34 protein-coding genes are annotated in these 26,112 nt (G+C 62.9%); all 34 read right to left on the reverse strand.

Features of this window, described 5'->3' with window-relative positions:
* Positions 1–28 precede the first annotated feature (28 nt).
* The 34 genes from ACKTEK_RS08510 to rpoC all read right to left on the reverse strand — a co-directional run bounded on the left by ACKTEK_RS08510 (position 29) and on the right by rpoC (position 26,081).
* On the reverse strand, positions 29–1,324 hold the full coding sequence (locus tag ACKTEK_RS08510; protein WP_409164799.1) for a replication-associated recombination protein A: 1,296 nt from the start codon (positions 1,322–1,324) through the stop codon (positions 29–31).
* Between the two features lie 6 nt (positions 1,325–1,330).
* Positions 1,331–2,782, reverse strand: a complete 1,452-nt coding sequence (locus ACKTEK_RS08515; protein WP_409164800.1) for a DegQ family serine endoprotease — start codon at positions 2,780–2,782, stop codon at positions 1,331–1,333.
* Positions 2,783–2,920: 138 nt separating this feature from the next.
* Positions 2,921–3,355 (reverse strand): 50S ribosomal protein L17, encoded by a 435-nt coding sequence (gene rplQ / locus ACKTEK_RS08520; protein ID WP_409164801.1) that lies wholly within the window; start codon positions 3,353–3,355, stop codon positions 2,921–2,923.
* 39 nt (positions 3,356–3,394) lie between these two features.
* Positions 3,395–4,411, reverse strand: a complete 1,017-nt coding sequence (locus ACKTEK_RS08525) for a DNA-directed RNA polymerase subunit alpha (protein ID WP_409164802.1) — start codon at positions 4,409–4,411, stop codon at positions 3,395–3,397.
* Between the two features lie 211 nt (positions 4,412–4,622).
* Positions 4,623–5,012, reverse strand: a complete 390-nt coding sequence (rpsK, locus tag ACKTEK_RS08530; RefSeq protein WP_409164803.1) for a 30S ribosomal protein S11 — start codon at positions 5,010–5,012, stop codon at positions 4,623–4,625.
* 66 nt (positions 5,013–5,078) lie between these two features.
* Complete coding sequence (gene rpsM / locus ACKTEK_RS08535) at positions 5,079–5,447, reverse strand: 30S ribosomal protein S13 (RefSeq protein ID WP_409164804.1); 369 nt, start codon at positions 5,445–5,447, stop codon at positions 5,079–5,081.
* Between the two features lie 237 nt (positions 5,448–5,684).
* On the reverse strand, positions 5,685–6,266 hold the full coding sequence (locus ACKTEK_RS08540) for an adenylate kinase (RefSeq protein ID WP_409164805.1): 582 nt from the start codon (positions 6,264–6,266) through the stop codon (positions 5,685–5,687).
* Positions 6,263–7,597, reverse strand: a complete 1,335-nt coding sequence (gene secY / locus ACKTEK_RS08545) for a preprotein translocase subunit SecY (protein WP_409164806.1) — start codon at positions 7,595–7,597, stop codon at positions 6,263–6,265. Before secY ends, ACKTEK_RS08540 begins: the two co-directional genes overlap by 4 nt.
* A gap of 74 nt (positions 7,598–7,671) precedes the next feature.
* Complete coding sequence (gene rplO / locus ACKTEK_RS08550; RefSeq protein ID WP_409164807.1) at positions 7,672–8,166, reverse strand: 50S ribosomal protein L15; 495 nt, start codon at positions 8,164–8,166, stop codon at positions 7,672–7,674.
* Positions 8,167–8,224: 58 nt separating this feature from the next.
* The gene (gene rpmD / locus ACKTEK_RS08555; protein WP_409164808.1) at positions 8,225–8,413 is read right to left on the reverse strand and encodes a 50S ribosomal protein L30; all 189 of its coding nucleotides are present in this window, start codon (positions 8,411–8,413) and stop codon (positions 8,225–8,227) included.
* A 27-nt stretch (positions 8,414–8,440) separates the two neighbouring features.
* Positions 8,441–8,986, reverse strand: a complete 546-nt coding sequence (rpsE, locus tag ACKTEK_RS08560; protein ID WP_409164809.1) for a 30S ribosomal protein S5 — start codon at positions 8,984–8,986, stop codon at positions 8,441–8,443.
* A gap of 45 nt (positions 8,987–9,031) precedes the next feature.
* The gene (gene rplR / locus ACKTEK_RS08565; protein WP_409164810.1) at positions 9,032–9,397 is read right to left on the reverse strand and encodes a 50S ribosomal protein L18; all 366 of its coding nucleotides are present in this window, start codon (positions 9,395–9,397) and stop codon (positions 9,032–9,034) included.
* 7 nt (positions 9,398–9,404) lie between these two features.
* Entirely contained in the window at positions 9,405–9,938 is a 534-nt protein-coding gene (rplF, locus tag ACKTEK_RS08570) for a 50S ribosomal protein L6 (protein ID WP_409164811.1), read from the reverse strand.
* 41 nt (positions 9,939–9,979) lie between these two features.
* Positions 9,980–10,378: a 30S ribosomal protein S8 gene (gene rpsH / locus ACKTEK_RS08575; RefSeq protein WP_409164812.1), complete on the reverse strand. Its 399-nt coding sequence runs from the start codon at positions 10,376–10,378 to the stop codon at positions 9,980–9,982.
* A 12-nt stretch (positions 10,379–10,390) separates the two neighbouring features.
* Positions 10,391–10,696, reverse strand: a complete 306-nt coding sequence (rpsN, locus tag ACKTEK_RS08580) for a 30S ribosomal protein S14 (RefSeq protein WP_409164813.1) — start codon at positions 10,694–10,696, stop codon at positions 10,391–10,393.
* 36 nt (positions 10,697–10,732) lie between these two features.
* On the reverse strand, positions 10,733–11,290 hold the full coding sequence (rplE, locus tag ACKTEK_RS08585; RefSeq protein WP_409164814.1) for a 50S ribosomal protein L5: 558 nt from the start codon (positions 11,288–11,290) through the stop codon (positions 10,733–10,735).
* On the reverse strand, positions 11,283–11,600 hold the full coding sequence (rplX, locus tag ACKTEK_RS08590; protein ID WP_409164815.1) for a 50S ribosomal protein L24: 318 nt from the start codon (positions 11,598–11,600) through the stop codon (positions 11,283–11,285). The genes rplE and rplX overlap by 8 nt, the downstream gene beginning before the upstream one ends.
* A complete protein-coding gene (rplN, locus tag ACKTEK_RS08595; RefSeq protein WP_409164816.1) occupies positions 11,600–11,968 on the reverse strand; it encodes a 50S ribosomal protein L14 in 369 nt (122 codons plus the stop codon). The genes rplX and rplN overlap by 1 nt, the downstream gene beginning before the upstream one ends.
* 57 nt (positions 11,969–12,025) lie before the next feature.
* Positions 12,026–12,262: a 30S ribosomal protein S17 gene (gene rpsQ, locus ACKTEK_RS08600; RefSeq protein WP_409164817.1), complete on the reverse strand. Its 237-nt coding sequence runs from the start codon at positions 12,260–12,262 to the stop codon at positions 12,026–12,028.
* A gap of 10 nt (positions 12,263–12,272) precedes the next feature.
* The gene (rpmC, locus tag ACKTEK_RS08605; RefSeq protein ID WP_409164818.1) at positions 12,273–12,476 is read right to left on the reverse strand and encodes a 50S ribosomal protein L29; all 204 of its coding nucleotides are present in this window, start codon (positions 12,474–12,476) and stop codon (positions 12,273–12,275) included.
* Positions 12,477–12,487: 11 nt separating this feature from the next.
* Positions 12,488–12,901 carry a 50S ribosomal protein L16 gene (gene rplP, locus ACKTEK_RS08610; RefSeq protein WP_409164819.1) on the reverse strand — a complete coding sequence of 138 codons (414 nt, stop codon included), beginning with the start codon at positions 12,899–12,901 and terminating at the stop codon, positions 12,488–12,490.
* A 33-nt stretch (positions 12,902–12,934) separates the two neighbouring features.
* Complete coding sequence (gene rpsC / locus ACKTEK_RS08615; RefSeq protein ID WP_409164820.1) at positions 12,935–13,642, reverse strand: 30S ribosomal protein S3; 708 nt, start codon at positions 13,640–13,642, stop codon at positions 12,935–12,937.
* Positions 13,642–14,022 carry a 50S ribosomal protein L22 gene (rplV, locus tag ACKTEK_RS08620; protein ID WP_409164821.1) on the reverse strand — a complete coding sequence of 127 codons (381 nt, stop codon included), beginning with the start codon at positions 14,020–14,022 and terminating at the stop codon, positions 13,642–13,644. The genes rpsC and rplV overlap by 1 nt, the downstream gene beginning before the upstream one ends.
* A 2-nt stretch (positions 14,023–14,024) precedes the next feature.
* Positions 14,025–14,303: a 30S ribosomal protein S19 gene (gene rpsS, locus ACKTEK_RS08625; protein WP_409164822.1), complete on the reverse strand. Its 279-nt coding sequence runs from the start codon at positions 14,301–14,303 to the stop codon at positions 14,025–14,027.
* 5 nt (positions 14,304–14,308) lie between these two features.
* On the reverse strand, positions 14,309–15,151 hold the full coding sequence (rplB, locus tag ACKTEK_RS08630) for a 50S ribosomal protein L2 (RefSeq protein WP_409164823.1): 843 nt from the start codon (positions 15,149–15,151) through the stop codon (positions 14,309–14,311).
* A 16-nt stretch (positions 15,152–15,167) separates the two neighbouring features.
* Complete coding sequence (locus tag ACKTEK_RS08635) at positions 15,168–15,464, reverse strand: 50S ribosomal protein L23 (RefSeq protein WP_409164824.1); 297 nt, start codon at positions 15,462–15,464, stop codon at positions 15,168–15,170.
* Positions 15,461–16,081 carry a 50S ribosomal protein L4 gene (gene rplD, locus ACKTEK_RS08640; protein WP_409164825.1) on the reverse strand — a complete coding sequence of 207 codons (621 nt, stop codon included), beginning with the start codon at positions 16,079–16,081 and terminating at the stop codon, positions 15,461–15,463. Before rplD ends, ACKTEK_RS08635 begins: the two co-directional genes overlap by 4 nt.
* Positions 16,082–16,825 carry a 50S ribosomal protein L3 gene (gene rplC / locus ACKTEK_RS08645; RefSeq protein ID WP_409164826.1) on the reverse strand — a complete coding sequence of 248 codons (744 nt, stop codon included), beginning with the start codon at positions 16,823–16,825 and terminating at the stop codon, positions 16,082–16,084.
* A gap of 20 nt (positions 16,826–16,845) precedes the next feature.
* Positions 16,846–17,154, reverse strand: coding sequence for a 30S ribosomal protein S10 (gene rpsJ, locus ACKTEK_RS08650; RefSeq protein ID WP_409164827.1), 309 nt, complete (start codon positions 17,152–17,154; stop codon positions 16,846–16,848).
* A gap of 86 nt (positions 17,155–17,240) precedes the next feature.
* The gene (tuf, locus tag ACKTEK_RS08655) at positions 17,241–18,416 is read right to left on the reverse strand and encodes an elongation factor Tu (RefSeq protein WP_409164828.1); all 1,176 of its coding nucleotides are present in this window, start codon (positions 18,414–18,416) and stop codon (positions 17,241–17,243) included.
* 53 nt (positions 18,417–18,469) lie between these two features.
* Positions 18,470–20,545, reverse strand: coding sequence for an elongation factor G (fusA, locus tag ACKTEK_RS08660; protein WP_409164829.1), 2,076 nt, complete (start codon positions 20,543–20,545; stop codon positions 18,470–18,472).
* A 24-nt stretch (positions 20,546–20,569) separates the two neighbouring features.
* Positions 20,570–21,040 carry a 30S ribosomal protein S7 gene (gene rpsG, locus ACKTEK_RS08665; RefSeq protein ID WP_409164830.1) on the reverse strand — a complete coding sequence of 157 codons (471 nt, stop codon included), beginning with the start codon at positions 21,038–21,040 and terminating at the stop codon, positions 20,570–20,572.
* A gap of 45 nt (positions 21,041–21,085) precedes the next feature.
* Positions 21,086–21,457 (reverse strand): 30S ribosomal protein S12, encoded by a 372-nt coding sequence (gene rpsL, locus ACKTEK_RS08670; protein ID WP_409164831.1) that lies wholly within the window; start codon positions 21,455–21,457, stop codon positions 21,086–21,088.
* A gap of 439 nt (positions 21,458–21,896) precedes the next feature.
* Positions 21,897–26,081 (reverse strand): DNA-directed RNA polymerase subunit beta', encoded by a 4,185-nt coding sequence (gene rpoC / locus ACKTEK_RS08675; RefSeq protein WP_409164832.1) that lies wholly within the window; start codon positions 26,079–26,081, stop codon positions 21,897–21,899.
* Between the last annotated feature and the right edge of the window lie 31 nt (positions 26,082–26,112).

A 26,112-nucleotide genomic window follows, 5' to 3' on the forward strand; every position in this document is an offset into this window, starting at 1 on the left:
GGCCCGCGACGCTCCGGTCAAGGTGGGTTCACTGCCGGCGCTTGGCGAACCAGTCGAGACGCTTTCGGATTTCGCGCTCGAAACCGCGGTCCGGCGGGTCGTAGAAGGTCTGGCGTCCCAACTCGTCGGGGAAGTAGTCCTGCCCGGAAAAGCCCTCCGGCGTGTCGTGATCGTAGGCATAGCCCTTCCCGTAGCCCTCGTCCTTCATCAGGTTCGTCGGGGCATTGAGGATGTGCTTGGGCGGCATCAGCGAGCCGTGTTGCTTCGCGGTGCGGCTGGCGGCCTTGAAGGCGACATAGGCACCGTTCGATTTCGGTGCGACGGCCAGATAGATCACTGCCTGCGCGATGGCGAGTTCGCCTTCGGGCGAACCGAGAAACTGGAAGGCATCGCGCGCGGCGATGGTGATGCCGAGCGCCTGTGGGTCCGCCAGCCCGATATCCTCCACCGCCATGCGCACCACACGGCGCGCTATGTAGAGCGGATCCTCGCCGGCATCGAACATGCGTGCGAGATAATACAGCGCGGCATCGGCATCAGACCCGCGCACCGCCTTGTGCAGCGCGGAGATCAGGTTGTAGTGCCCGTCCTGCCCCTTGTCGTAGATCGGCGCGCGACGTTGCACGACCTCCTGTAACGCCTCTGCCGAAAAGTTCTCGCCGGAGCGCGACGCCCGCCAAACATCCTCGGCCAGCGTCAGGACCGCGCGTCCGTCACCGTCCGCCATTCGGATCAGGCTGGCGCGCGCATCATCGTCCAGCGGCAGCGGCTTGCCTGTTTCCACTTCCGCGCGCCCCAGCAGCTTGTCGAGGGCTTGTTGATCGAGCGAGCGGAAAGTCAGGACGTGCGCGCGAGACAGAAGCGCCGCGTTCAGTTCAAACGACGGGTTCTCGGTCGTTGCACCGACCAGCGTGATCGTGCCGTCTTCCATGACGGGCAGGAAGGAATCGAGCTGGGCGCGGTTGAAGCGGTGGATCTCGTCGACGAAGAGCAATGTGCCCTCCCCCGTCTGGCGGCGCTGCCGGGCGGCGGCGAACACCGCTTTCAGGTCCGCCACGCCGGAAAAGATCGCAGAGATCTGTTCGAAGTGCAGATCGGTTTCCTTCGCCAGCAGGCGCGCCAGCGTTGTCTTGCCCGTCCCCGGCGGCCCCCAGAAGATGAGCGAGCCGAGCGAGCCGGATTCCAGCATCCGCGTGACGATGCCGTCCAGACCGACGAGATGGTCCTGCCCCGCAATGTCGGCAAGCGATGCCGGGCGCAGCCTGTCCGCCAGCGGACGCGGCGCGTCAGCATCCATGCCGGCGGCTTCGAACAGGTTCGCCATCTTGGCCTACCCGCCGAACACGAGCTGCGACACGCGCCCGCCACGCTCGACGCGGATGCGCCACAGGCGCGTACTGGAACCAGCCAGCTTCTCCAGTTCGGCCGTCGTGTCGATCTCTTCCTCGTTGATGCTCAGCAGGATGTCACCGGGGCGGAATCCGGCACGGCCCGCTGGTGCGTTTCGGGCAACGTCCACCACCACGACACCCTTGTCGCGGTCATCGAGGCCGATTTCCTCCGACAGCGCAGGCGAGAGGTTCGCGACCTTCAGGCCCAGCAACGGGGACGACCCGCGGATGATCCGCACATCACGCGGCGGGTCCTCCGGCGCGATGGCAAGCTCGATGGGCAAGGTGCCGGCCTTGCCGTTGCGAATGATGGTGAGCTGCGACGTCTGGCCGATGCCCTTCGTGGCGAGGCGGTAGCTGAAACTTGCCGGGTCCGCGATCTCGCGCCCGTCGACTTCGGTGATGACGTCACCGACCGCCAGCCCGGCGCGCGCCGCAGGGCCCTTGTCGCTCAGCCGCGAGACCAGCACGCCCACAGGGCGCTGCAAGCCGATGGTCGAGGCGATTTCAGCCGTCACCGCCTGCACCCGCCCGCCAAACCACGGACGGCGCACCGTCTTGCCAGTGGCGGCAGAGGCGACAACCAGTTGCACCATCTCTGACGGGATCGCAAAGCCGATGCCGATGGACCCGCCGCCATTGCGCGAATAGATCGCGGTGTTGATACCGACGAGCCGCCCGTCCATGTCGACCAGCGCGCCGCCGGAGTTGCCGGGATTGATGGCGGCATCCGTCTGGATGAAGAAGCCCATGTCGTTGATGCCGGCCTGGGTGCGAGCGACCGCAGAGACGATCCCGCTCGTCACCGTCTGGCCGACGCCGAAGGGGTTGCCGATGGCAAGCACAAGGTCACCGACCTCCAGCGCGTCCGAAGACGTGAACTCGATGGCCGGAAGGTCCGACGGCGGGTTGTCGATCTTCAGGATGGCAAGGTCGGTCCGGTCATCCTTCAGCACGATCTCGGCTGCGAACTCACGCCGGTCCGCCAGCACCACGCGAACCTCGTCCGCACCATTGATGACGTGGTGGTTGGTGACGATCAGGCCGGACGAATCGACAACGACGCCGGACCCGAGCGCGTTCTGAACCCGCTCGCGTGGCGCGCCAAGATTGGGCGCATCGAAGAAGCGCCGGAACAGCGGGTCATTGAAGATCGACGGCACACGCTGGCGCTGCTGCACGGTGCGCGTGGCATAGACGTTCACCACCGCCGGCGCGGCCGTCTTAACCACGGGGGCAAATGACAGCCGCATCTCGCCGGAACTCTGCGGGACACGGGTGTCCTGAGCGCTCAACGGCGCGGCGAACAGGAACGCCGTAACGGCGGCGAAAACGGCAAGAGATGCCGCGATGACAGTACGGGTGCGGTTCAGTCGGGAAGAAAAATGCATGGGCCACCTCCGCGTGGAATATCGGGTCCCCGGTATCGGATTGACAGGCGTGCCACCAAAATTTGGCGACAAGACGCAAAAAGGGCGCGCCAGCCGAGCCGACGCGCCCTTTTTGAATGATTTGGCTACAAGCGAGGCTTAGGCTTCGGCGCCTTCGTCCATCTCGGCCATCACCGCCTCGTGGCGCGCACGGTCGGCGGCACCCTTGGCGGATTCGTCACGGTCGACAAGCTCGATCACCGCGACCGGCGCGTTGTCACCGTGCCGGAAACCAGCCCTCATGACCCGCGTGTAGCCGCCGTTGCGGTCCTTGTAGCGGCCCGCCAGCGTATCGAACAGCTTCTTGACCGCATCCTCGTCGCCGATCTGCGAGATCGCCTGGCGGCGGGCGTGAAGGTCGCCACGCTTGCCCAGCGTGATCAGCTTGTCGACGATCGGCTTCAGGTCTTTGGCCTTCGGCAGAGTCGTGACGATCTGCTCGTGCGTCAGCAGCGAAGCGGCCATGTTCGCGAACATCGCCTTGCGGTGGCTGGCGGTCCGGTTCAGCTTGCGGCCGGATTTTCCATGGTTCATCGGACTATTCTCCTACGGCGCGGCAGAGCGCGCGGCGCCTCAATAATGCTCTTCGTAACGCTTGGCCAGGTCTTCGATGTTCTCCGGCGGCCAGCCCGTCACTTCCATGCCCAGATGCAGACCCATCTGCGCAAGGACTTCCTTGATCTCATTCAGCGACTTGCGGCCGAAGTTCGGGGTGCGGAGCATCTCCGACTCGGTCTTCAGAATCAGGTCGCCGATATAGACGATGTTGTCGTTCTTCAGGCAGTTGGCCGAGCGAACCGAAAGCTCCAGCTCGTCCACCTTCTTCAGCAGCGCCGGGTTGAAGGCCAGCTCCGGCACTTCGGTGGTCGGCGTTTCCGGCTTCGGCTCATCGAAGTTGACGAAGATCGAAAGCTGGTCCTGCAGGATGCGGGCGGCATAGGCGATCGCGTCTTCCGGCGTAACCGAACCGTCCGTCTCGATTTCCATCATCAGCTTGTCGTAGTCGAGGATCTGGCCCTCACGGGTCGGCTCGACCTTGTAGGACACGCGCTTGACCGGCGAATACATGCTGTCGACCGGGATCAGGCCGATCGGCGCGTCATCCGGGCGGTTGCGATCAGCCGCGACGTAGCCCTTGCCGGTGTTGACGGTGAACTCGATGCGGATTTCCGCGCCGTCGTCCAGCGTGCAAAGCGGCAGGTTCGGGTTCAGGATCTCGACGTCGCCAACGGTCTGAATGTCACCGGCAACAACCTGGCCGGGGCCTTCCTTGCGCAGGGTCATGCGCTTGGGGCCGTCGCCTTCCATCTTGATGGCGATGTCCTTGATGTTCAGGACGATGTCGGTCACGTCCTCGCGAACGCCCGGGATCGACGAGAACTCGTGCAGCACGCCGTCAATCTGAGCGGACGTAACGGCGGCACCCTGCAGTGAAGACAGCAGGATGCGGCGCAGCGAGTTGCCCAGCGTCTGGCCGTAGCCGCGCTCGAGCGGCTCGGCGACGAGGGTCGCCTGGCGCTTGGGGTCGTGACCGGGTTGCACTTCCAGCTTGTTCGGCCGGATCAGCTCTTGCCAATTCTTCTCGATCACCTTCGACACCTCTTGCAGATGGACCGGCGCCTTCGCCCTGGGACAAACCCTGCCCCAGCAGGCGGGTCCGGAACCGGTTCGGGATTGTCCCTCCGGTTCGATCAGGCTCTGGCCCGGTCAGCCAAAATCTTAAATGGCGCACTTGCCCCCTGGCGTGCGCCCCAATAACGAGCGCCCCGCAGCATGTGCCGCGAGGCGATATTTCGAAGTCTCAGACGCGGCGCTTCTTGCGCGGGCGGCAGCCATTGTGCGGGATCGGGGTCACGTCGCGGATCGACGTCACGTTGAAACCCGCCGCCTGGATGGCGCGCAGTGCCGACTCGCGGCCCGAACCGGGACCGCGCACTTCGACTTCCAGCGTGCGCATGCCGTGCTCGGCAGCCTTCTTGGCCGCGTCTTCAGCGGCAAGCTGCGCCGCATACGGGGTCGACTTGCGCGAACCCTTGAAGCCCATGGCGCCGGCCGAGGCCCAGGAAATCGTGTTCCCCTGCGCATCGGTGATGGTGATCATGGTGTTGTTGAAGCTGGCGTTCACGTGCGCGACGCCGGACGCGATGTTCTTGCGTTCCCTGCGCGATACGCGCTTTGAGTCCTTGGCCATGGCTTTTGTCTGGTCCTCGTGGTTCCGGTCGCCACGCCTTCGCGGCACCGGCCTTGTCCTTTGAAATTACTTCTTCTTGCCGGCGATCGCCTTCGCCGGACCCTTGCGGGTGCGCGCGTTGGTGTGCGTACGCTGACCGCGCACCGGCAGACCACGGCGGTGGCGCAGGCCACGGTAGCAGCCAAGGTCCATCAGGCGCTTGATATTCATCGCGACGTCGCGGCGAAGGTCGCCCTCGACCATGTAGTCGCGGTCGATGACTTCACGGATCTTGAGAACCTCGGCATCGCTCAACTCGTTGACCCGGCGGGTCAGGTCGATGCTCACCTTCTCACAGATTTCCTTGGCCTTCTGCAGGCCGATCCCATGGATGTACTGCAGCGCGATGGGAACGCGCTTTGCGGTCGGAATGTTGACGCCTGCGATGCGGGCCATTTTCTTCTCTCCAACACGGCCTCACCGGGCCTGGTTCGTGGTCTCACGGCAGCCCCGGCTGCCAGTTCGTCAAGGCGGGACCACGTCAGGTATGACTGCAAATCGAACAACACCGCTCCCGGACGGTGCGCGGCACCTCCGAAGACGGCGTGATCAACTCGCTAAAAAGAGAGCCGTAGATATCGGATCATCGGCCCGCAAGTCAACCTTTCACTTGGTCTGCGACTGTTACTCTGCTTACCCTTCCAACGCGGTCACGACCGATGCCGTGACTTCGTCGATATCCTGCATCCCGTCGACGCTCTTCAACTGCCCCTTCACGCCGTAGTAGTCGGACAGTGGCGCCGTCTGCTCGCGATAGGCGACGAGGCGCTTGCGGAACGATTCGGGATTGTCGTCGGAACGTGCCTGCCCGCCGGCGGCGATCGTCTCGGCGACGCGATTCTCCATGCGCTTGACGAGTTCGTCCTCGTCGACGGTGAACTCGATCACCGCATCGAGGCTCAGCCCCTTCTCGTCCAGCATCCTGCCCAGCGCCTCGGCCTGGCCGACCGTGCGCGGGAAACCGTCGAGAATGAAACCGTTCTGCGCGTCCGGCGACTCGAGACGCTCGGCGATGATGGCGACCACGATCTCGTCGGGAACAAGCCCGCCCGATTCCATGATCGGCTGTGCCTGCTGGCCAACCGGCGTCTGCGCAGCAACGGCGGCGCGCAGCATGTCCCCGGTCGAAAGCTGAACAGCGTTGTACTTCTGCTCGATACGCTTGGCCTGCGTGCCTTTGCCAGCACCCGGCGGCCCCAACAGAATCAGCCTCATCGCCTGCGGCTCCCCCTCAGTTTCGACTTCTTGATCAGCCCTTCATACTGGTGCGCAAGCAGATGCCCCTGGACCTGCGACACCGTATCCATCGTCACCGATACCACGATCAGCAGCGAAGTGCCGCCGAGGTAGAACGGGATCGAGTAGTAACCGATCAAAAATTCCGGCAGCAGGCAAACCAGCGCCAGGTAGAGCGCGCCGACCACGGTGATGCGAGTCAGCACATAGTCGATGTATTCGGCCGTCTTCTCGCCCGGGCGAATGCCGGGAATGAAGCCGCCGTGCTTCTTCAGGTTGTCGGCGGTGTCCTTCGGATTGAAGACGATCGCCGTGTAGAAGAACGCGAAGAAGATGATCATCGACGCGTAGAACGCGAGGTAGAGCGGCTGGCCGTGGCCAAGAAGAGCCGTGACCGTGCCGAGCCATCCGCCCGCATCGCCTGCCGAGAAGTTTGCAACCGTCACCGGCAGCAGCAGCAGCGAAGAGGCGAAGATCGGCGGGATGACGCCGGCCGTGTTGAGCTTCAGAGGCAGGTGCGAGGATTCGCCCTGAAACATCCGGTTGCCCATTTGGCGCTTGGGATACTGGATCAGCAACCGGCGCTGGGCCCGCTCGACGTAGACGATCACGACAATGACGCCGACGAGCAGGATGATGAGACCGAGGATGAGCGGGGTCGACAGCGCCCCCTGGCGGCCAAGCTCCAGCATTCCCGCAATCGCGTTGGGGAACGAGGCAACGATGCCCGCGAAGATGATGAGCGAGATGCCGTTGCCGACGCCGCGCTGCGTGATCTGTTCACCCAGCCACATCAGGAAGACGGTACCACCGACCAGCGTGATGACGGTGGACACCCGGAAGAACAGGCCCGGATCCAGCACCACGTTGCCCGAACCTTCCAGGCCAACGGCAATACCATATGCCTGTACGGTGGCAAGAAGCACCGTACCGTAGCGGGTGTACTGGTTGATCTGCTTGCGGCCCTGCTCGCCTTCCTTCTTGAGCTGCTCAAGATGGGGCGAAACGGTCGTCATCAACTGAACGATGATCGACGCCGAGATGTAGGGCATGATGTTCAGCGCAAAAATCGCCATGCGCTCCACGGCGCCACCGGCGAACGTATTGAACAGGCCGAGGATACCGCTGGAATTGCGGTTGAACATGTCGGCCACCGCGCCGGGATCGATACCCGGCAGCGGGATGTAGGTACCCAGCCGATAAACGAGCAGCGCACCCAGCGTGAACCAGATGCGCTTCTTGAGTTCATCGGCCTTGGCAAGGGCACCGAAATTGAGATTGGCAGCAAGTTGCTCGGCAGCTGACGCCATGAATATCTCCGCTTCTCGCGTCCCTGCCCCTGCCCTGGCGGCAAAGCCGGAACGCGGTCCGGCGCTGCGCCTGATCAGGCGTCAGCGCTGCTTTCGTCCGCCTTCTTGACCGGTGCCAGCAATTCGATGCTGCCGCCCGCCTTCTCGATGGCTTCCTTCGCCGCTGCCGAAACGCCGGCAACCTTGAAGGCGACCTTCGAGGTCAGTTCGCCGCGCGACAGGATACGAACCCCGTCCTTCTCGCGGCGGATGATGCCGGCTGCAACCAGTGCCGCGGCATCCACCGTGTTCTTCGCATCCAGCTTGCCCGCGTCGATCGCGGTCTGGATACGGTCGAGATTGACCGCGTTGAGCTGCTTGGCGTTGGGCTTGTTGAACCCGCGCTTCGGCAGCCGGCGGTGAATCGGCATCTGGCCGCCTTCAAAGCCTTTGACAGCCACGCCCGAACGCGACTTCTGGCCCTTGTGGCCACGACCGGAGGTCTTGCCCAGGCCCGAACCGATGCCACGGCCGACGCGCTTGCGCGACTGGGTGGCACCCGGCTTGTCACTGATCTCGTTGAGCTTCATATCGGTTTCTCCGTCCGCGCATTCAAGCGCGAGCTTTCAACTTGATGTGGGTGCGTGCTCAGTTCTCGTCGACGACGCGAACGAGGTGCGCAACCTTGGCGATCATGCCGCGCACGGCCGGGGTATCTTCCAGCGTGCGGCGACGGTGCATCTTGTTCAGGCCGAGCCCGATCAGCGTCTTGCGCTGGACATCGGGGCGGCGCAGCGGCGAGCCGGTCTGCTCAACCGTGACGGTCTTCTTGGACATCGTTCAGCCCTTCCTTGAAACCTGCACTCAGCCTTCGGCCATTTCAGCGCTTTCGCGCCGGCGGGACTGCAGCGTGGAAACCTTGAGACCGCGGCGCGCAGCAACCGAGCGCGGGCTGTCTTCAGCCTTGAGCGCCTCGAAAGTCGCGCGGATCATGTTGTACGGGTTCGACGTGCCAAGCGACTTGGCGACGACGTCATGCACGCCGAGCGTCTCGAAGACGGCGCGCATCGGGCCACCCGCGATGATGCCGGTGCCGGGAGGCGCTGCACGCAGCACAACCTTGCCGGCGCCGTGGCGCCCGGCGACATCGTGATGCAGCGTGCGGCCTTCGCGCAGCGGAACGCGGATCATCTGGCGCTTGGCCGATTCCGTCGCCTTGCGGATCGCTTCCGGCACTTCACGCGCCTTGCCGTGACCGAAGCCGACGCGGCCCTTCTGGTCGCCGACAACCACGAGGGCTGCGAAGCCGAACCGCCGGCCGCCCTTGACCACCTTGGCCACGCGGTTGATGTGCACGAGGCGATCTACGAATTCGCTGTCGCGCTCTTCTCGCATATTGGGATTTGCCATCGTCGTTTCGTTCCGTTGCTGGCGCGCTAACGCCGGTGAATTCGATTAGAAGTTCAGGCCACCCTCGCGGGCGCCGTCAGCGAGGGCCTTGACCCGGCCGTGATAGATGTACGGGCCGCGGTCGAACACGACCTCGGTCACGCCCTTCTCCTTGGCGCGCTCGGCGACGAGCTTGCCAACCTCGGAGGCGGCGCTTGTGTCGGCACCGGTCTTCAGCTTGCCCTGCATGTCCTTCTCGAGGCTCGAGGCGGACACGACGGTGGCGCCGGTCAGGTCGTCGATGACCTGCGCGTAGATGTGCTTGGAGGACCGGAAAACCGACAGGCGCGGACGCCCGTTGTTGACCTTCTGAAGTTCGCGGCGGACGCGCGCTGCGCGGCGCTGCGGCGTGGTCATCGAGTTGTTTTTCATGGCAGGCCTACTTCTTCTTGCCTTCCTTGCGGACGATGTACTCGCCGGCATACTTGATGCCCTTGCCCTTGTAGGGCTCAGGCTCGCGCCATTTGCGGATATTCGCCGCAACCTGGCCGACGCGCTGCTTGGAGATGCCGGTGACGACGATTTCCGTCGGTTTCGGGCAAACGATCTGCACGTCCTCGGGGATCTCGAAGTTCACGTCGTGGCTGTAGCCGAGCGCAAGCTGCAGGACCTTGCCCTGCACCGCGGCACGGTAGCCGACGCCGTTGATCTCGAGCTTGCGCTCGAAACCCTTCTCCACACCCTCGACGATGTTGGACACCAGCGTGCGGGACATGCCCCAGGCCGAGCGGGCCTTCTTGGACTTGTCACGCGGCTCGACCAGGACGCCGTCATCGTCCATCTTGGCGAGAACGTCGTCCACGAGCGTGACTTCAAGCTGACCCTTCGGGCCCTTTGCCGCGATGGTCTGGCCATCGATCGACACGGTCACGCCGCTGGGCACCGAGACCGGTTTTTTGCCAATGCGGGACATGGTTTTGCTTCCCGTTTCCGTTTTTGTCCGCTCAGCGCGTCTTAGAAGACGCGGCAGAGCACCTCACCGCCGACGTTCTCTTCGCGCGCCTGCCAGTCGGGCATCACGCCCTTCGGGGTCGACACGATTGAAACGCCGAGACCGTTGTTCACCTGCGGCAGCGTCTTCACCGAGCTGTACACCCGGCGGCCCGGCCTGGAGATCCGCTCGATCGTGCGGATGACAGGCTCGCCGTCGAAGTACTTGAGCTCGATATCGAACTCCGCCTGGCCGTTTCCGAATTCGGTGCGAGAGTAGCCACGGATGTAGCCTTCCGTCTCAAGCACCGTCAGAACGCCTTCGCGAAGGCGGGACGCCGGGGTCTTCACCACCGACTTGCCACGCATCTGCGCGTTGCGGATCCGCGTGAGCATATCTCCCAAAGGATCGCTGACAGCCATCTTCGGGTCTCCTTACCAGCTCGACTTGACCAAGCCCGGGATCAGGCCGCGAGAGCCCAGTTCCCGGAGCGCGATACGTGACATTCTCAGCTTGCGGTAATACGCCCGCGGCCGGCCTGTCACTTCGCAACGATTGCGGATGCGCACCTTTGAGCTGTTGCGCGGAAGATCCGCCAGCTTCAGCTGCGCCTTGAAGCGCTCTTCCATGGAGAGCGACTGGTCGGTCGCAACAGCCTTCAGCGCGGCGCGCTTGTCGGCATATTGCTTGACCAAGCGCCGGCGGCGCTTGTTCTTCTCGACCGAACTCTTCTTCGCCATAGTTTCTACCTCCGAATTCCGGGTCCCGACGCCTGGCTAGGCCCGGAAGGGAAAGTTGAAGTTCTTCAGAAGCGAACGTGCCTCGTCGTCCGTCTTCGCGGTCGTGCACACGATGATGTCCATACCCATCATGTGGTCGACCTTGTCGTAATCGATCTCGGGGAACACGATGTGTTCCTTGATGCCCATCGCGTAGTTGCCACGCCCGTCGAAGCTCTTCGGGTTCAGGCCGCGAAAGTCACGGACGCGCGGCAGCGCGATCGTCACCAGGCGATCGAGAAATTCGTACATCCGCGCCTTGCGCAGCGTGACCTTGGCACCGATCGGCATCTCTTCGCGCAGCTTGAAGCCGGCAATCGAGGTACGCGCCTTGGTGACAACCGGCTGCTGACCGGCAATGCGGCCAAGCTCTTCGGCAGCCGACTTCACGCGCTTGGAATCGCCGACGGCTTCGCCGACGCCCATGTTCAGCACGATCTTGTCGAGCGCAGGCACTTCCAACACATTCTTGTAGCCGAACTCCTCAAGGAGCTTCGGGCGCACAACGTCCGCGTAATGCTTTTTCAAGCGCGGTTCGTAACCGTTCTCAGCCATCGATCGTCTCTCCCGAGCGCCGGGCAATGCGCACCTTGCGCCCATCATTCAGGGTCTGGAAGCCGACGCGAGTCGGCTTGTTGTCCTTCGGGTCCGCCAGGGCCAGGTTGGAAATGTGGATCGCGGCCTCTTTCGAGATGATCCCGCCTTCCTGGTTCGGCGTCTGGCGCTGGTGGCGGCGGATCATGTTGATCCCGCGAACGAGCGCGCGGTTTTCCTGCGGACGAACTTCGATCACTTCGCCCGTGCGACCCTTGTCTTTGCCGGTCAGCACGACGACCTTGTCGCCCTTCTTGATCTTCGCAGCCATCACAGAACCTCCGGAGCCAGCGAAACGATCTTCATGTGGTTCTTGCCGCGCAGTTCGCGCGGAACCGGTCCGAAGATACGGGTGCCGATCGGCTCCTTGTTGTTGTTGACCAGAACGGCCGCATTGCGGTCGAAACGGATCACGGTGCCGTCATTGCGACGGATAGCCTTTGCCGTGCGGACGACGATGGCCTTCAGGACCTCGCCCTTCTTCACGCGACCGCGCGGAATGGCTTCCTTCACAGAAACCACGATGATGTCGCCGACGCGCGCGTACTTGCGCTTCGAACCGCCCAGCACCTTGATGCACATGACACGGCGCGCACCGGAATTGTCGGCGACGTCGAGGTTTGTTTGCATCTGGATCATGGCTGACCTCTTGTTTCCTGTCTAAGCCGCCAGGCTCAAAGCCCGGCTGCCCTGCCCTCAGGCGCTTGTTTCAACCACCGTCCAGCGCTTGGAGCGCGAGATCGGAGCACATTCCTGGATACGCACGATGTCACCCACCTTGTGCGCGTTCTCCGCATCATGCGCCTGGTAGCGCTTGGAACGGCGAACGGTCTTCTTGAACAGAGGGTGCGTGAAGCGGCGCTCGACCAGGACGACAACGGTCTTGTCCATCTTGTCGCTCACCACGGTGCCCTGCAGAATTCGTTTCGGCATCGTCGTCCCCTTAAGCCTGCGCCTGCTGGCGCGCCTTGTCGTTGATGATCGTCTTGACCAGCGCGATCTGGCGGCGGACCTGGCGGACGCGTGCGGTATTCTCGAGCTGCCCGGTGGCCTGCTGGAAACGCAGGTTGAACTGCTCTTTCTTCAGCTTCACGAGCTCTTCGCTCAACTGGTCGGGCGTCATGCCCTTGGCGTCTTCGGCTTTCATCACTTCAATCCTTACTCGCCGACCCGGCTGACAACCTTGGTGCGGACCGGCAGCTTCGCAGCTCCAAGGCGCAGGGCCTCGTGTGCGACCTCCGGCGTGACACCGTCGATTTCGAACATGATGCGACCAGGCTTGACCCGCGCCGCCCAGTATTCCGGCGAACCCTTGCCCTTACCCATGCGCACTTCGGTCGGCTTCTTCGAAACCGGCACATCGGGGAAAATGCGGATCCACACACGGCCCGCACGCTTCATGTGGCGGGTGATCGCGCGGCGCGCAGCTTCGATCTGGCGCGCGGTGACGCGCTCCGGCTCCAGCGACTTCAGGCCGTAGGAACCGAATGCGAGCGTAACGCCCCGCGTAGCCAGGCCGTGGATGCGGCCCTTGTGCTGCTTGCGGAATTTTGTGCGCTTTGGCTGCAGCATCTTCTCTGTCTCCTAATCCCTAAGCTGACCGTGTCAGCCCTTGGCCTGTTCGCGGCGGCGTCCGGACGTCTCGCCACCATCAAGCGAGCGGCGCTCCGAAGCCATCGGATCGTGTTCCAGGATCTCGCCCTTGAAGATCCAGACCTTCACACCGTTGGTGCCATATGCCGTGATCGCCGTCGTCTCGCCGTAATCGACGTCGGCGCGCAGCGTGTGCAACGGCACGCGGCCCTCGCGGTACCATTCCGTGCGCGCGATCTCCGCGCCGCCGAGACGGCCACCACAGGTGATCTTGATGCCGCCCGCACCCAGACGGATGGCGGACTGCACGGCCCGCTTCATGGCGCGGCGGAAAGACACGCGGCGCTCAAGCTGCTGGGCAATGGACTCTGCGACGAGCTGGGCATCGAGCTCCGGCTTGCGCACTTCCATGATGTTGAGGTGCACTTCGGAGTCGGTCATCGACGCGATCTTGCGGCGCAGCTTCTCGATGTCCGCGCCCTTCTTGCCGATGACAATACCGGGACGTGCGGAATGGATCGTGACGCGGCACTTCTTGTGCGGACGCTCGATGACGATACGCGCAACCGCAGCCTGCTTCAGCTGCTCCTTGAGGTAGTTGCGGATCTTCATGTCCTCATGCAGCAGCGCACCATATTCCTGGTCGTCCGCGAACCAGCGGGAATCCCAGGTCTTGTTGATGCCGAGCCGAAGACCGACCGGATTTACTTTATTTCCCATCAGACGGCCTCCTCGACCTGTCGAACGACGATCGTCAGATTTGCGAACGGCTTCATGATCCGCCCGACGCGGCCGCGCGCACGCGGCTGGAAACGCTTCATCACCAGCGACTTGCCTACAAAGGCTTCCGCGACGATGAGGTCGTCGACGTCCAGCGAATGGTTGTTCTCCGCATTCGCAATCGCCGATTCCAGCGTCTTCTTCACGTCCTTCGCGATCCGCTTCTCGGAGAAGGTCAGGTCGGCCAGAGCCTTGTCGACCTTCTTGCCGCGAATGAGCTGCGCAACGAGGTTCAGCTTCTGCGGGCTGACGCGCAGATTGCGCGCAATCGCCTTGGCCTCGTTGTCGGCCAGCGCACGTGGTGTCGCCTGCTTGCCCATCGTTACTTCCTCTTCGCCTTCTTGTCGGCGGCGTGGCCGTAGTAGGTCCGCGACGGCGAGAATTCGCCGAACTTGTGACCGATCATGTCCTCGGTGACGAGCACCGGCACATGCTTCTGGCCGTTGTAGACGCCGAACGTCAGACCGACGAACTGCGGCAGGATCGTGGAGCGGCGGCTCCACATCTTGATGACTTCCTTGCGGCCCGATTCACGAACGGCATCTGCCTTCTTCAGCAGGTAACCATCGACGAAAGGACCCTTCCAGACGGAACGCGCCATAACGCTTAACCCCGTTTCTTCTTGGCCAGGTGGCGGCTGCGGACGATGAACTTGTCGGTCGCTTTGTTAGAGCGGGTCCGCTTGCCCTTCGTCGGCTTGCCCCACGGCGTAACCGGATGGCGGCCACCAGAGGTACGGCCTTCACCGCCACCATGCGGGTGATCCACCGGGTTCATGACCACGCCGCGAACGGACGGACGCTTGCCCGCCCAGCGATTGCGGCCGGCCTTGCCCATGTTCGTGTTCATGTGATCAGGGTTCGAAACCGCCCCGATCGTGGCCATGCAGGTCGCGATGACGCGGCGCTGCTCGCCCGAGCTCAGACGCAGGATCGCGTAGCCCTGGTCGCGGCCGACGAGCTGCACATAGGCACCCGCGGAGCGCGCGATCTGGCCACCCTTGCCCGGCTTCATCTCCACGTTGTGGACGATGGTACCGATCGGGATCGAGGCCAGCGGCATCGCGTTGCCCGGTTTCACGTCGACCTGCTGCCCGGCGACGACCTTGTCGCCAACCGTCAGGCGCTGCGGAGCCAGGATGTAACCCTTCTCACCGTCCTCATAAACAATGAGCGCGATGAACGCGGTGCGGTTCGGGTCGTATTCCAGACGCTCCACCGTGCCGGTGACGTCGTACTTGCGACGCTTGAAGTCGACCACGCGATACAGACGCTTGTGACCGCCGCCACGCCGGCGCGCAGTGATGCGTCCGGTGTTGTTGCGGCCGCCCGACTTCGTCAGGCCTTCCGTCAGCGTCTTCTCCGGGTCGCCCTTCCACAGCTGCGAGCGATCCACGATCACAAGCTGGCGAAGGCCCGGCGTCTTCGGATTGTATTTCTTCAGTGCCATAACGCTTCCCGCCGTCTCAGAGGCCCGTGGTGACGTCGATGCTGTGGCCCTCTTCGAGGGTCACAACGGCTTTCTTCAGGTCATTCTGCTTGCCGATCCGGCCGCGGAACCGCTTCACCTTGCCCTTGCGGACCAGCGTGTTCACGGCCTTGACCTTCACGCCGAACAGGGCCTCGACCGCCGACTTGATGGCGGGCTTGGTCGCGTCCGGAGAAACCTTGAAAACAACCTGGTTGTTTTCCGATGCCATCGTCGCCTTTTCGGTGATCACCGGCGAAACGATCACGTCGTAGTGTCGCGTATCGGTGCTCATTTGAAGCGCTCCTTCAGGGCATCGACTGCAGCGCGCGTCAGCACGAGCTTTTCGCGCCGCAGGATGTCGTACACATTGATGCCCTGCACCGGCAGGACGTCGAGATGCTTCAGGTTGCGGGCAGCCATCTGGAAGTTGCCGTTCACATCCGCGCCGTCGATGACGAGCGCCGAGGAAAAGCCCAGGTTGCCGAGCGTACCCAACAGAGCCTTGGTCTTGGCGTCCTTCATCTCGGTGTTCTCGAGAATGATCAGGTCGGATGCCTTGGCCTTGGTCGACAGGGCATGCTTCAACGCGAGCGCACGAACCTTCTTGGGAAGGTCATGGGCATGGCTGCGCACGACCGGACCGAACGCCCGGCCACCGCCACGAAACACGCCGACGCGCGCCGAACCGTGACGGGCACGACCGGTACCCTTCTGACGGAACATCTTGGCGCCGGTGCGGCTGATCTCGGCACGGGTCTTGGTCTTGTGCGTACCGGCCTGGCGCTTGGCCAGCTGGTAGCGAACCATGCGCTGCAGAATGTCGGCGCGCGGGTCGAGACCGAAGATCTCGTCGTCGAGATCGATGGAACCGCCCTTCTTGCCGTCGAGAGAAATCACGTCGAGTTTCATTTACGCGTCCTCCGACCCTGCTGCTTCCGGCGTATTCGCCTCGGCAGTCTGCGCTTCACCGGCATCGCCCTTGCCACGGAACGCGCCGGGGAACGGCACGTCATCGGGCAGCTTGCGCTTGACCGCATCGCTGAGCAGCACGAAGCCGCCCTTGGTGCCGGGAACCGCGCCCTTGACCATGATCAGGCCACGATCGACGTCGGTGCGGACAACCTGCAGGTTCTGCGTGGTCACGCGGGTCGCACCCATGTGGCCGGCCATCTTCTTGCCCTTGAACACCTTGCCGGGATCCTGGGAGTTACCCGTGGAACCATGGCTACGGTGCGAAACCGACACGCCGTGCGAGGCGCGAAGACCGCCGAAGTTGTGCCGCTTCATGGCGCCGGCAAAGCCCTTGCCCGTCGAGGTGCCGATGGCATCGACGAACTGGCCCGCGACGAAATGGTCGGCAGTGAACTCCGAACCCACGTCGACCATGTTCTCGGGGGTCACCCGGAACTCGGCCATCTTGCGCTTCGGCTCAACGCTGGCCACGGCGAAGTGGCCGCGCTCTGCGCGGGGCGTGTTCTTGGCCTTCTTGCGGCCCACACCCAGCTGAAGCGCGGTGTAGCCGTTCTTTTCTTCGGTTCGCTGCGCGACAACCTGGCACTGTTCGACCTTCAGAACCGTGACGGGGATGTGTTCCCCCTCCTCGGTGAAGACCCGGGTCATGCCGAGCTTCTGCGCGATCAATCCTGAGCGCATGGCTAACGTCTCTCTCCGGCTTACAACTTGATTTCGACGTCAACGCCGGCGGCGAGGTCGAGCTTCATCAGCGCGTCCACGGTCTGCGGCGTCGGATCGACGATATCGAGCAGCCGCTTGTGGGTGCGCATTTCAAACTGCTCGCGGCTCTTCTTGTCGACATGCGGCGAGCGGTTCACCGTGAAGCGCTCGATCCGGGTCGGCAGCGGAATGGGCCCACGAACCTGTGCGCCGGTACGGCGTGCCGTGTTGACGATCTCGCGGGTCGAATTATCGAGCACGCGATGATCGAAGGCCTTAAGCCGGATTCGGATATTTTGACCGTTCATCGGTTTACGTCCCAAACGGGTTGATCGAAACAGGCGGCGCCAGCTTTTGCGGCTGGCACCGCCCGGTTAATTCTTGGCGTAGACGACTACTCGATGATCTTCGAGACGACGCCGGCGCCGACGGTGCGGCCGCCTTCACGGATGGCGAAGCGCAGCTTCTCTTCCATCGCGATCGGAACGATCAGCTCCACATCCATGGCGATGTTGTCGCCCGGCATCACCATCTCGGTGCCTTCCGGTAGCGTCACCACGCCCGTCACGTCCGTCGTGCGGAAGTAGAACTGCGGACGGTAGTTGGTGAAGAACGGCGTGTGACGGCCACCCTCTTCCTTCGTCAGGATGTAGGCTTCCGCCTTGAACTTCGTGTGCGGATTGACCGAACCCGGCTTGCACAGCACCTGGCCGCGCTCCACGTTCTCGCGTTCCACACCACGCAGCAGCGCGCCGATGTTGTCGCCGGCCTGGCCCTGGTCGAGCAGCTTGCGGAACATCTCGACACCCGTGCAGGTCGTCTTCACCGTGTCCTTGATGCCGACGATCTCGATTTCCTCACCGACCTTCACGACACCGCGCTCCACGCGGCCCGTGACGACCGTGCCACGGCCCGAGATCGAGAACACGTCTTCGATCGGCATCAAGAACGGCTGGTCGATCGGACGCTCCGGCGTCGGGATGTAGTCGTCGACGGCGGCCATCAGCTCGCGGATCGCGTCTTCGCCGATCTTCTTGTCGCCCTCGTCCAGCGCAACCAGCGCCGAACCCTTGACGATCGGAATGTCGTCGCCGGGGAACTCGTAGGACGACAGCAGCTCGCGGATCTCCAGCTCGACGAGCTCGAGAAGCTCCTCGTCATCGACCTGGTCGACCTTGTTCATGAACACCACGATCGCCGGCACGCCGACCTGGCGGGCAAGCAGGATGTGCTCGCGCGTCTGCGGCATCGGGCCATCGGCGGAAGACACAACCAGGATCGCACCGTCCATCTGGGCGGCACCGGTGATCATGTTCTTCACGTAGTCGGCGTGGCCGGGGCAGTCGACGTGGGCGTAGTGGCGCGCATCCGTCTCGTATTCCACGTGCGCCGTGGAGATCGTGATGCCGCGTGCCTTCTCTTCCGGCGCAGCGTCAATCTGATCATACGCCTTGAAGTCGCCGAAGTACTTCGTGATCGCAGCCGTCAGCGTCGTCTTGCCATGGTCAACGTGGCCAATCGTGCCAACGTTCACGTGCGGCTTGTTCCGCTCGAATTTCGCCTTACCCATGGGTTGTCTCCGTCTCTACGAAAATTTCGTTGTTGAACCTTGTCTCAAGCTGTTCAGGCGTATTTCGCCTGAACCTCCTGAGCGACCGCCTGCGGCACCTGCTCGTAGTGGTCGAACTGCATCGTGTACTGGGCACGTCCCTGGCTCATCGAGCGCAGCGTGTTGACGTAACCGAACATGTTGGCCAGCGGCACCATCGCGTTGACGACGGTCGCGATACCGCGCGCCTCGGTGCCCTGAATCTGGCCGCGGCGGGAGTTCAGGTCGCCGATCACATCGCCGACATAATCTTCCGGTGTCACGACCTCGACCTTCATGATCGGCTCGAGAAGCTTCGGCGCGGCCTTGTTGATGCCTTCGCGGAAGCCCGCACGGCCGGCGATTTCGAACGCCATGACCGAGGAGTCAACGTCGTGGTAGGCACCATCGACCAGTTGAACCTTCACGTCGACCATCGGGAAGCCAGCCAGAACGCCGGAGGTCAACACGCTTTCGATGCCCTTCTGAACGCCCGGGATGTATTCCTTCGGCACGTTGCCGCCGACGATCTTGCTCTCGAACTCGAAACCGGCCCCGGTCTCGTTCGGCATCAGGACCATCTTGACGCGGGCGAACTGGCCCGAACCACCCGACTGCTTCTTGTGGGTGTAGTCCACGTCAGCCTGCTGCGTGATCGTCTCGCGGTAGGCAACCTGCGGCGCGCCGATATTGGCTTCGACCTTGAACTCGCGCTTCATGCGGTCGACGAGAATGTCGAGGTGAAGCTCGCCCATGCCCGCCAGAATCGTCTGGCCGGACTCTTCGTCCGACTTCACGCGGAAGGACGGGTCCTCGGCAGCCAGGCGGTTGAGCGCGATGCCCATCTTTTCCTGGTCGCCCTTGGTCTTCGGCTCGATCGCGATCTCGATGACCGGATCGGGGAATTCCATACGCTCCAGGATGACCGGCTTGGTCGCGTCACAAAGCGTGTCGCCCGTCGTCGTGTCCTTCAGGCCCGCGATGGCGACGATGTCACCGGCGTAGGCTTCCTTGATGTCCTCACGGTGATTGGAGTGCATCTGCAGCATGCGGCCGATGCGCTCGCGCTTTTCCTTCACCGTGTTGAGCAGGGAAACACCGGTTTCCAGCTTGCCCGAATAGATGCGGCAGAACGTGAGCGAGCCAACGAACGGGTCGTTCATGATCTTGAAGGCCAGCAGCGAGAGCGACTCTTCGTCGGAGGACTTGCGCGAAATGGTCTCTTCGGTCTTCGGGTCGATGCCCTTGATCGGCGGAACTTCAACCGGGCTCGGCAGGTAGTCCACGACACCGTCGAGGAGCGGCTGCACGCCCTTGTTCTTGAACGCCGAGCCGCAGAAGACCGGCACGAACTCGTTGTGGCAGGTGCCCTTGCGAACCAGCTTCTTCAGCGTCTCTTCGTCAGGTTCGTTGCCTTCGAGATAGGCTTCAAGCGCGGCTTCGTCCTGCTCGACGGCCGTCTCGATGAGCTGCTCGCGGTACTTCGCAGCATCGTCGGCGAGATTGGCCGGAATGTCTTCGTAATTGAACTTCGCGCCGAGGCTCTCGTCTTCCCAGACAATCGCCTTCATCCGGATAAGGTCGATGCAACCGGCGAACTCGTTCTCTGCACCGATCGGAAGCTGCATGACGAGCGGGCGCGCACCGAGGCGCTCCTTGATCATGGTGATGCAGCGGTAGAAGTCGGCACCGATCTTGTCCATCTTGTTGACGAAGATCATCCGCGGAACTTTGTACTTGTCGGCCTGGCGCCAGACCGTCTCGGTCTGCGGCTCGACGCCGGCATTGGCGTCCAGCAGGGCAACCGCGCCATCGAGCACACGCAGCGAACGCTCGACTTCAATGGTGAAGTCAACGTGCCCGGGGGTGTCGATGATGTTCAGGCGCTTGTCGTTCCAATAGGCAGTGGTCGCAGCGGACGTGATCGTGATTCCGCGCTCCTGCTCCTGCTCCATCCAGTCCATCGTGGCGGCGCCGTCATGGACTTCGCCGATCTTGTGGCTGCGGCCGGTGTAGAAGAGAATCCGCTCAGTCGTCGTCGTCTTGCCGGCATCAATGTGGGCCATGATGCCGAAGTTGCGGTAGTCTTCGATCGGATGCGTGCGGGACATGGGGGTCTCTCCGGAAAAGTCCGATTACCAGCGGTAGTGCGAAAAGGCGCGGTTGGCTTCCGCCATCCGGTGCGTGTCTTCACGCTTCTTCACGGCCGAACCGCGGCTGTTGAATGCGTCGAGAAGCTCACCCGACAGGCGCTCCGTCATGGTGCGTTCGTTGCGGGCACGAGCTGCAGAGATCAGCCAGCGGATCGCCAGCGCCTGCTTGCGCTCGTTGCGGACTTCGACGGGGACCTGGTAGGTCGCACCGCCGACGCGGCGGGAGCGGACCTCAACGGCCGGCATCACGTTTTCCAGCGCCGTGTGGAAGACGTTGAGCGGATCGGCCTTGGCCTTATCCTCGATCGCCTGGAAGGCGTTGTAGACGATGCTTTCGGCTACGGACTTCTTGCCGTCGCGCATCACCGAGTTCATGAACTTGGTGACCACGATGTCCTTGAACTTCGGATCCGGCAGGATTTCCCGTTTTTCAGCCTGACGACGACGCGACATGTATTGTGACCTTCTCGCCTGTAATTCTCGTGCGTTGAACGCGACTTACTTCGGACGCTTCGCGCCATACTTCGAACGGCGCTGCTTGCGGTCCTTGACGCCCTGGGTATCCAGAACGCCGCGAATGATGTGGTAGCGAACGCCGGGCAGATCCTTCACGCGGCCGCCGCGGATCATGACCACCGAGTGTTCCTGCAGGTTGTGACCCTCGCCCGGGATGTAGCCGATCACTTCGTAACCGTTGGTCAGGCGGATCTTGGCCACCTTGCGGAGCGCGGAGTTCGGCTTCTTCGGCGTGGTCGTGTAGACACGGGTGCAAACGCCACGCTTCTGCGGGCATGCTTCCATCGCCGGAACCTTGTTGCGCTTCGGCTTGTCCTTACGCGGTTTGCGGATCAGCTGCTGGATCGTCGGCATCGGCCTGCTGTCTCTCTTCTCCGGACCTTCGCGACGGTCCGTTCGGTTTCAGTTTATTCAGCGCGCCAACAAACGAAAAAAGCCCGAGCGGGGCCAAGCCCCGGGGGCAGTATCGAAACGCAGAGGACCCAGCTTGCGCCGGGTCATGACCTCGATCTGGTATCGCTTGCGCGGCGACAGCGTTTAAGTCGTTGAATTCGCGTCCGTGTCGAACTGCGAATGTTGATGACTTACCACCAGTCGCTGAAAGTTGGCGGAACATACTCACCACGCTCCACCCCGTCAACCGGCGCTGACGGCAATTTTTCAACGTTTTCGCCGCGGTAGGCGACACAAACGACCGAACTTGAACCAAGTGCGCGCGGATCAACGAAAAAGGGCCGCCCTCAGGCGGCCCTCTTGTCTCTTGTGATTCCCGATTCCGCGAAGAAAAGCCCGATTACTCGGCAGCTTCCCCGGCTTTGGCCGCGGCAATCGACGCCTGACGGCGCTTTTCCTCGACAATAAGCGAATCGCGTTCCTGGGCAATCGCACGCATCCGGTTCATGACCGAACCGGTGCCCGCCGGAATAAGGCGGCCGACGATCACGTTTTCCTTCAGGCCTTCGAGCGTATCGACCTTGCCGTGGACCGAGGCTTCGGTCAGCACGCGGGTCGTCTCCTGGAACGAGGCGGCCGAGACGAAGCTGCGGGTCTGCAGGCTTGCCTTGGTGATGCCGAGCAGGACCGGCATGCCCTGCGCCGGCGTCTTGCCCTTTTCCACGAGCTTCTCGTTGACTTCCTTGAAGTCGATACGGTCGACCTGCTCGTCCTTGAGGAAGCTGGACTCGCCGGGATCGGTGACCTCGATCTTCTGCAGCATCTGGCGAACGATCACCTCGATGTGCTTGTCGTTGATCATCACGCCCTGGAGCCGGTAGACCTCCTGGATTTCGTTGACGAGGTAGGCAGCAAGCTCCTCCACGCCCTTGATGGCCAGGATGTCGTGCGGCGCCGGGTTGCCGTCGATGATGTAGTCCCCGCGCTCGATGAAGTCGCCTTCCTGCACATGCAGGTGACGCCCCTTCGGGATCAGGTATTCCACCGGCTCGGCATCGTCCCCTTCCGGCACGATCATGATGCGGCGCTTGTTCTTGTAGTCGCGCCCGAACTGCACCGTACCGGACATCTCGGCGATGACCGCGGCATCCTTCGGCTTGCGGGCCTCGAACAGCTCGGCAACACGCGGCAGACCACCGGTGATGTCGCGCGTCTTGGCGCCTTCCGTCGGGATACGCGCAAGGACGTCACCGGCCTTCACATCGTCACCCGGCGAAACCGAGAGAATGGCATCCACAGGAAGGATGTAGCGGGCCTCACCGCCACGCTGCAGCTTCTTGATGTCGCCCTTGGAGTCCGCGATCGTGATCGCGGGACGAAGATCGGCGCCACGCGGCGTTGCCCGCCAGTCCATCACCGAACGCTTGGTGATACCGGTGGACTCGTCGGTGGATTCCGCCATCGACACGTTGTCGACGAGGTCCTCGAACCCGATCTGGCCATCGGCCTCGGTCAGGATCGGACGGGTATAGGGATCCCATTCGGCGATACGCTGGCCGCGCTTGATCTCTTCGCCCTCGTCCACCCGCAGGCGTGCACCGTACTGGATGCGGTGAACCGCACGTTCGGTGCCGTCGGCATCGATGATGGCGACCTGCACGTTGCGGGCCGTGGCCATCAGGTGACCGTCGGAGTTCTTGGAGATGTTGCGGTTGCGGATCTCGACCTTGCCGTCGAAGTTGGATTCAACGAACGACTGGTCGACCACCTGCGCCGTGCCGCCGATGTGGAACGTGCGCATGGTGAGCTGGGTGCCCGGCTCGCCGATGGACTGGGCCGCGATGACACCGACGGCCTCGCCCATGTTGACCGGCGTACCGCGGGCAAGATCGCGCCCGTAGCACGCACCGCATACGCCGTTATTGGAATCGCAGGTCAGAACCGAGCGAATGCGAACCGTCGGCGGCTGCGCCTTCTCGATGAGGTCGGCGTGCGACTCCTCGATCAGCGTGCCCTTCGCAACGACCACTTCGCCGGTCGCCGGATCCTTCACGTCGTCGGCAACGGTACGTCCCAGCACGCGCTGGCCGAGCGACACGATGACTTCACCGGCATCCACCACCGCGGCGATCGTGATGCCGCGTTCCGTGCCGCAATCGGGCTCGGTGATGATGGAATCCTGCGCAACGTCCACGAGGCGGCGTGTCAGGTAACCGGAGTTGGCGGTCTTCAACGCGGTGTCCGCGAGGCCCTTACGGGCGCCGTGGGTCGAGTTGAAGTACTCCAGAACCGACAGGCCTTCCTTGAAGTTCGAGATGATCGGGCTCTCGATGATCTCGCCGGACGGCTTGGCCATGAGGCCACGCATGCCCGCCAGCTGCTTCATCTGCGCCGGTGAACCACGCGCACCGGAGTGCGACATCATGTAGATCGAGTTGATCGGCTTCTCGCGCTTCGTCTCCTCGTCCACCTGGACGGCCTGAATGTGCGCCATCATCTCGTCGGCGACGCGATCCGTGCACTTGGCCCAGGCGTCGACGACCTTGTTGTACTTCTCGCCCTGGGTGATGAAGCCCTCGTTGTACTGGGTCTCATACTCGGTGACGAGTTGGCGCGTCTCTTCCACGAACTTCCACTTGGTGTCCGGCACGACCATGTCGTCCTTGCCGAACGAGATGCCCGCGTAGCAGGCGTGGCGGAAGCCGAGCGCCATGACGCGGTCGCAGAAGATAACCGTGTCCTTCTGACCGCAGTGGCGGTAGACGGTGTCGATCATCTTGGAGATGGCCTTCTTGGTCATCAGCTGGTTGATGATCGAGTACGGCACATCGAACTGGCGCGGCAGGAACTGGCCGATCAGCATGCGGCCTGGCGTCGTCTCGTGCAGCTCGTTGACCGTGTTGCCTTCCTCGTCGACCGTGATGTAGCGGCCCATGACCTTGGCGTGCAGGGTCACCTGCTTGGCTGCAAGAGCGTGCTCGACCTCGTTGATCGAACCGAACGCCATGCCCTCGCCCGGCTCGTTGTCGCGCATCTGCGAGACGTAATAGAGCCCTAGGACGATGTCCTGCGAGGGAACGATGATCGGCTGGCCGTTGGCCGGGTGCAGGATGTTGTTGGTCGACATCATCAACACGCGGGCTTCAAGCTGCGCCTCAAGCGACAGTGGCACGTGAACGGCCATCTGGTCGCCGTCAAAGTCGGCGTTGAAGGCCGCGCAGACGAGCGGATGCAGCTGAATCGCCTTGCCCTCGATCAGCACCGGCTCGAAGGCCTGGATACCGAGGCGGTGAAGCGTGGGCGCGCGGTTCAGCATGATCGGATGCTCGCGGATGACCTCGTCGAGGATATCCCAGACTTCCGGCTTTTCCTTCTCGACCAGCTTCTTGGCCTGCTTGACCGTGGACGAATAGCCCTTCGCGTCGAGGCGCGAATAGATGAACGGCTTGAACAGCTCCAGCGCCATCTTCTTGGGCAGGCCGCACTGGTGCAGCTTCAGCTCCGGGCCGACCACGATGACCGAACGGCCGGAATAGTCGACGCGCTTGCCGAGCAGGTTCTGACGGAACCGGCCCTGCTTGCCCTTCAGCATGTCGGCGAGCGACTTCAGCGGGCGCTTGTTGGCACCGGTGATGACGCGGCCGCGACGGCCGTTGTCGAACAGTGCATCGACCGCTTCCTGAAGCATTCGCTTCTCGTTGCGGATGATTATGTCCGGCGCGCGAAGCTCGATCAGGCGCTTCAGGCGGTTGTTACGGTTGATGACGCGGCGATACAGGTCGTTGAGGTCCGACGTCGCGAAGCGGCCGCCATCGAGCGGCACAAGCGGACGAAGATCCGGCGGAATGACCGGGATCACCGACATGATCATCCATTCCGGGCGGTTGCCGGAATCCAGGAACGCCTCGACAAGCTTCAGGCGCTTGGCAAGCTTCTTGGGCTTCAGTTCGGTGGTGGCTTCCGCGATCTCGACGCGCAACTGGTCGCGCAGGCGCTCCAGGTCGAGGTTGCGCAGAATCTCACGCACCGCCTCGGCACCGATCATCGCCGTGAAGCTGTCCTCGCCGAACTCGTCCTGCGCGTCGATGTATTCATCTTCCGATAGCAGCTGGAATTCCTTGAGCGGCGTGAGACCCGGCTCGATGACGATGTAGTGCTCGAAATAGAGCACTCGCTCCAGGTCCTTCAGCGTCATGTCCAGCAGCATGCCGATGCGGCTGGGGAGCGACTTCAGGAACCAGATATGCGCAACCGGCGCAGCCAGCTGGATGTGACCCATCCGCTCGCGGCGAACCCGGCTGAGGGTGACTTCGACGCCGCACTTTTCGCAGATGATGCCCTTGTACTTCATCCGCTTGTACTTGCCGCAAAGGCACTCGTAGTCCTTCACGGGGCCGAAGATGCGCGCACAGAACAGCCCGTCGCGCTCGGGCTTGAACGTACGGTAGTTGATGGTTTCCGGCTTCTTGATCTCGCCGAAGGACCAGCTGAGGATTTTCTCCGGGCTGGAAATCGAGATGCGGATGCGGTCGAAGGACTGCGCCTGCACCTGCGGCCCGAAGACGTTCATGACCTCTTGATTCATCCTGGTCTCCTTGTGCCGCGCGGGTCATGCC

Source organism: Tepidamorphus sp. 3E244 (genome assembly GCF_046159835.1).
GTDB lineage: Bacteria > Pseudomonadota > Alphaproteobacteria > Rhizobiales > Tepidamorphaceae > JACKJK01.